A 6,183-nucleotide genomic window follows, 5' to 3' on the forward strand; every position below is an offset into this window, starting at 1 on the left:
ACGATCACCACCACGGTTGCCGCCTTCGCGGTTGCCACGGTAACCACCGCCATCACGACGACCACCATCGCGACGACCACCGTCACGGCGACCACCACGAGACTCGCGGAAATCATCGAAGTCACATACTACAGCACCAACATCTTGTTGACGGATACGTAGTTTGCTTAGCTTGTTCGCCGCGTCTGAAGTCATTGCTTTAGGTAGCTGTACGAATGTGTGACCTTGAGCTAGCTTGATCGCACCGATAGAACCTTTACCTAGACCTAGTTCGTTTGCTAGAGCGCCAACGATGTCTTTAACTTGAACGCCTTGCTCACGACCAACTTGAAGCTGGTAAGTATCCCAGTCTTGGTTGTTGAAGTTACGACCGCCGTCGCGACCACCTTCACGGCGCTCTTTACGACGTTGCTTGTCACGCTCAATTGCTTCAACCATTGGGTCTTCGCCAATGTAGAACAGAGGACGTTTGCCTTGCTGACGCTTAAGAAGCATAGCAGCAAGTGTTGCTGGGTCGATGTCTAGAGAAGTTTGTAGTTTCTCTACCAACTCAGCAAATTTGTCTAGTGCTTTGTGCTCTTTCTCTGCTTCAAGCTCAGCGCCTAGCTTAGCTAGACGAGCTTCAGCAACTTGGTCACGTAGAGGAAGTTGGATTTCTTCCATAGATGACTTAGTTACACGCTCGATAGTGCGAAGCATACGAATTTGGTTAGTGCGAACTAGAAGGATCGCTTTACCCTTACGTCCAGCACGGCCAGTACGACCGATACGGTGGATGTATGACTCAACATCAAATGGGATGTCGTAGTTGAATACGTGCGTAATACGTGGAACGTCAAGACCACGAGCTACAACATCAGTTGCAACTAGAATGTCAATAACACCTTGTTTGATGTGATCAACAGTACGCTCACGTAGAGACTGAGGAATGTCACCGTGCAGTGCAGCTGCTTTAAAGCCACGTGCAGATAGCCAGTCAGCCAGACGCTCAGTATCTTGACGAGTACGTACGAATACGATTGACGCGTCAGTTTCTTCAGTTTCAAGAAGACGAGACATCGCTTCATCTTTCTCTACACCTTTCACTACCCAGAACTGTTGTTGAACTTTGTCTACAGTGTGGTTTTTACCAGCAACGTCAACCGTTACAGGGTCACGAAGGAAACGTTCAACGATCTTCTTCAGCATTGGAGGCATAGTTGCAGAAAACAGAACGCGTTGTGCTGACTCTGGAGCGTGCTCCATGATCGCAGTTACATCATCTACGAAACCCATGTTTAGCATTTCGTCTGCTTCATCAAGAACGAAAGTACTAACTTCGTCTAGGTGTAGACGTTCGCGATTGATAAGATCTTGAACACGGCCTGGAGTACCAACAACTACATGAGCGCCACTTTTAAGAGCACGCATTTGGTCGACAATAGATGCGCCACCGTAAATCTCTAGAACTTTCAAACCTTTGATGTTTTTACCAAGGTTTTTCATTTCCGCTGCAACCTGAATTGCCAGCTCACGAGTCGGAGCAAGTACAATCGCTTGCGGTTTGCGTTGGTTTAGATCGAGTTTGTTGAGAAGAGGCAGAGAGAACGCTGCTGTTTTACCTGTACCTGTTTGAGCTTTACCCAGCGCGTCAGCACCTTCCAATAGGTGTGGGATTGCCGCAGCCTGAATTGGAGTTGGTGACACGAAACCCATTCCGTCTAGAGCAGAAAGGATAGAATCATTCAGAGATAAATCACTGAATTGAATAACAGAATCTTGCATTGGGATCCTACTTAATTAAACAAAAAAACAGTCCCATATGCTCTTCCAATTCGATACTGATCCATCCAGATACTGATTCCATTCAGACGGGAACACAGCACAGTACACAACCGCGATAAGCCATTAGGGACGACTAAGGGAGGCGGATTATTCCTTAAAAGCATAAAAAAATCCAGAAAAAATTGAATTACATCACAATTTATTCTCAACAATGGTATTTTTAGCATATTTTTCCACCAACCCTACCATTCCCCGTAGATTCGCGTAACTCACAGATGAGAATTTCATCAATATTTAAGCCAATTTCTCGTGGTTAAATTGGCAAAATTCACGGCGAAATTACGCTCCACAGGTAGTAATAATAGCTCGCAATGATTATAGTGTGCCCAACTCCATAGGTAATTTAAGAAAAGATGTTTCAAGATAACCCACTACTCGCTCAGCTTAAGCAGCAAATCCAAGAAAACCTGCCTAAAAAAGAAGGCTCAATAAAAGCCACAGATAAAGGCTTTGGCTTTTTGGAAGTGGATAGTAAGACGAGCTTCTTCATCCCGCCTGCGTACATGAAAAAGTGCATGCACGGTGACAAAGTCATCGCCATTATCCGCACCGAAAATGAACGCGAAGTTGCAGAGCCACAAGAGCTGCTGGAACAAGCCGTGACTCGCTTTATTGGTCGAGTAAAAATGTTCAAAGGCAAGCTCAACGTAGCACCTGATCACCCACAGCTTAAAAAGCTATCTCTTAAAGCGAAACTAAAGAAAGGTCTAAAACCTGACGAGTTCGCCGAAGGTGATTGGGTTGTCGCACATCTTATTCGCCACCCTCTAAAAGGCGATAACTCTTTCTTCGTAGAAATTTCTGAAAAAATCACTGACGCGAATGATAAAATTGCGCCTTGGTGGGTAACGCTTGCTCAAAACGATCTACCAAACTCTGAGCCAGCAGGCATCGATAACTGGGAACTGAAAGACGACGCGGAGCTAGAACGCGTAGACATGACTCATGTTCCATTCGTCACTATCGACGGTGAATCGACTAAAGATATGGACGATGCGCTGTACGCGAAGAAAACCGTATCTGGCGATTTCGAACTCACCATCGCTATTGCGGACCCAACCGCCTACATCACACCTGAAGATGAAATGGATAAAGTAGCGCGTGAGCGTGGCTATACTATTTATCTTCCAGGCCGCAACATCCCGATGTTACCTCGTGATTTAGCGGACAACCTATGTTCTCTGATTGAAGGTGAAACCCGCCCTGCTATTTGCTGTACCGTAACGGTAAGTAAAGATGGTGTGATTGGCGACGATATTAAATTCTTCGCGGCAAACATCAAATCACATGCACGCCTAGCATACGATCACGTGTCTGATTGGTTAGAAAACGGCAGCTCTGAAGCATGGCAGCCATCTGAAGAGATCGCGACCATCGTTCGTGATCTTTATGAGTTCTCTCTTGCTCGCGCTGAATGGCGTGAGAAAAACGCAGTGGTCTTCCCTGATCGTCCTGACTACCGTTTTGAGCTCAGTGAAGATAACGATGTAATCGCTATCCACGCAGACATGCGCCGCAGTGCAAACCGTCTTGTTGAAGAATCCATGATTACCGCAAACATCTGTGCAGGTCGTACATTACGCGATAAATTTGAAACAGGTGTCTTCAATACGCATGCAGGTATCAAGAACGAGAAGATTGAAGAAGTGGTTCAACTTGTCAATCCAGAAGGCCAGTTGGAGTTCACAGCGGAGTCTATTGCTACGCTAGAAGGCTTTGCTGCGTTGCGCCGCTGGTTGGCAGCTCAAGAAACGTCTTATCTAGATAACCGCATTCGTAAGTTCCAAGCATACAGTGAGGTGGGTAATCAGCCTCTGCCTCATTACGCAATGGGTTTAGACATCTATGCAACTTGGACATCACCAATTCGTAAATACGGTGATATGATCAACCACCGTATGTTGAAGGCCGTCATCCTTGGTAAAGAACCCGTACAAAAACCAGATGACCAAGTAGGCGAAGAGCTAGCTCTACATCGTAAACATCATAAAATCGCTGAGCGAAATGTCTCAGATTGGCTATATGCACGCACGCTTGCTGATGAGCCGAGTAAGAAAACTTGTTTCACAGGTGAGATTTTCGATATTAATCGTGCAGGCGCACGTGTCCGACTTCTCGAAAATGGCGCAGCAGCCTTTATTCCTGGTGCACTAATTCTTGATAATAAAGAAAGAATTGAGTGCAATGGCGACAACGGTACCATCTCTATCGATAAAGAGGTCGTATACAAACTTGGGGATACATTGGAAATTGTCCTTACGGACGTAAACCAAGAAAACCGCAGTTTAGTTGCAAAGCCAACCCAGGTATTCGCTGAACAACCAGCAGCACAAACAGAACAGACTGTAAGTGAGTAATACCGAATGAAGTTAAAAGGCGCTCTATTGAGCGCCTTTTTTATTTGTTATGTAAAACGATAAGAAAGAGTATGCCGAACATTGAGATCATTCGCTTTAATCACTTCACTGCGCGCAAAAGTGAGCGTTACACTGCAACACATAATGGGTTATATATTGTTGAAGAAGGTGCCCTATTAGTTCATCAACCTAATGGCGAGCAATTTGAACTTAAAGCCGGAGATTTCACACTCTATAACTCCGCAGATCTGAGCAGTGCAGAAGCCGTCTCTAGTGACGGAGGCTTTAAAGCATTGGCTTTGGTCTTCAACCCAAACATATTCTGTGACTTTAAGAAAGCGCACCCGATGCTACGTTCCAAAACGGAAGAAAGGCGCTTCTATCCTTTTTCAACGCAATCCAGTAGCGAAGTAGCACAATTGAAGGACATGTTGGTTAAGTTAGCGAGTCGCAACGCTCCAGACTACACACAAAGCCATATCGCAATGGCATTGCTGTCGTTGATGGTTGAGGTAGAGCCAAACATTCTATCTATCATAGATGATGCAAGTAGCCTGAGCGACTCTCAAAAAGCCATTAAGTACATTGAGGGTAATATTGAAAAAGACATCACGCTAGAAGGCTTAGCGGCTCATATGAGCATGTCCATCGCGACCTTAAAACGTCGCCTCGCCGCAGATGATCTTTCGTTTTCTCAGATATTAAAGGTGAAACGGATAAACTTCGCAGCAACCCAACTGCGCAAGTCAGAAAAATCAATAACAGAAATAGCGTTTGAGTCTGGTTTTAAAAGTGCAGCGCATTTCAGTACAGCATTTAAATCCGTTTACAACATGACCCCCCAAAGACTTTAGAAACCAAGTTGTTAGGCCTAAAGTATAAATCATGTCGGCATTCGCATCCGTTGGGCTCGCCCTATTCCCAAAAACACGCTTGAGGATCGCGCTCCAACTCGTTGAGTAAGTCCTCAAGCATTCGGCTAAATGGAAGTGGCTTATAAGGCACCCACCTTAACAGCTCGTTGTGATATGTGGGAACATAGAAATACCAAAGTTGGTTGTCCTCATCAAACATGATCTTCGCGACGGGAGAAGTATACTCGCTATGCTGGGAGTCGAGGAGAAAATGCGCCCGATGAAGCTCAACGCCATTTTCTACTAGCTCATAGAGGCACTTGCCCTGTTCGACAGGCAAGTTAGCATTACGCGCAGAACAGAGCGATTGAACTGATTTGTATAAACGACTTGTCGCCATTTGGGACACTGACATCAACGTTCTCCCGATGGATGATAGTTAGAGCTGTCGATCCTAGTATATAACCTTTACATCATCACCGATGGTAGTTATCTACCTAACTCAAGTATAAGATAGCTATATTATCATTTGCCCAGATTATCATCTCAATCCACTTGGAAACGCTAGCTCCATCACCTCTTGACTAGAAACAATTCCTTTGTTTAGCGCTAACAGTTCACAAAAGTGTAACCTGAACGCAATATCATAAACTCTGCTTTATCCCGTATATGGAGTTTAATATGTTACGTTTTACTGTGGCGACGTTATTGGCCATAGCAGTCTCCCTCCCTACCATTGCAAAAGAAATCAACATCTCAGGTTCAACGTCGGTTGCTCGTGTGATGGATGTACTTGCTGAGGAATACAACAAAACACACCCAGACGATTACGTTGCTGTTCAGGGCATTGGTTCGAGTGCTGGTATCACCATGGTCAATAAAGGAGTAGCCGAAATAGGCATGAGCTCTCGCTATCTGACTGAAAGCGAAAAAGGTGAAGATCTCAATGTATACCCTATCGCTTATGATGGCCTCGCTGTTGTTGTAAACCGTACCAACTCTGTAGAAAACCTTTCTCAGCAACAGCTGTTTGATATTTACAAAGGTAAGATTAAGAATTGGAAAGAGGTCGGGGGCGCAGATCAGCCTATCGCGGTGGTTACTAGAGAAGCGTCTTCAGGTTCACGTTACAGCTTCGAAAGCTTGCT

At 45.2% G+C, this 6,183-nt stretch carries 4 protein-coding genes and 1 pseudogene; 3 read left to right on the forward strand and 2 right to left on the reverse strand.

Annotation, left to right across the window (positions count from 1 at the left end):
• Nucleotides 1–1,764, reverse strand: a 1,764-nt coding sequence (locus IQR33_RS10825) for a DEAD/DEAH box helicase (RefSeq protein WP_228013846.1), incomplete at its 3' end; no start/stop codon positions are given.
• A 413-nt stretch (nucleotides 1,765–2,177) separates the two neighbouring features.
• On the opposite strand from IQR33_RS10825, the gene rnb reads away from it, so the two are divergent.
• Together rnb and IQR33_RS10835 are read left to right on the forward strand one after the other, a co-directional pair.
• Nucleotides 2,178–4,181, forward strand: a complete 2,004-nt coding sequence (gene rnb, locus IQR33_RS10830) for an exoribonuclease II (protein ID WP_053350659.1) — start codon at nucleotides 2,178–2,180, stop codon at nucleotides 4,179–4,181.
• A gap of 71 nt (nucleotides 4,182–4,252) precedes the next feature.
• A pseudogene (locus IQR33_RS10835) lies at nucleotides 4,253–5,063 on the forward strand (helix-turn-helix transcriptional regulator).
• Nucleotides 5,064–5,096: 33 nt separating this feature from the next.
• Here IQR33_RS10835 and IQR33_RS10840 read toward each other — a convergent pair.
• On the reverse strand, nucleotides 5,097–5,450 hold the full coding sequence (locus IQR33_RS10840) for a DUF3024 domain-containing protein (protein WP_017635751.1): 354 nt from the start codon (nucleotides 5,448–5,450) through the stop codon (nucleotides 5,097–5,099).
• Between the two features lie 266 nt (nucleotides 5,451–5,716).
• Here IQR33_RS10840 and IQR33_RS10845 point away from each other — a divergent pair.
• Nucleotides 5,717–6,183, forward strand: a 467-nt coding sequence (locus IQR33_RS10845) for a substrate-binding domain-containing protein (protein WP_193843697.1), incomplete at its 3' end; no start/stop codon positions are given.

Origin of the sequence: Vibrio sp. OPT46, from assembly GCF_015163535.1 — a bacterium.
GTDB lineage: Bacteria > Pseudomonadota > Gammaproteobacteria > Enterobacterales > Vibrionaceae > Vibrio > Vibrio alginolyticus.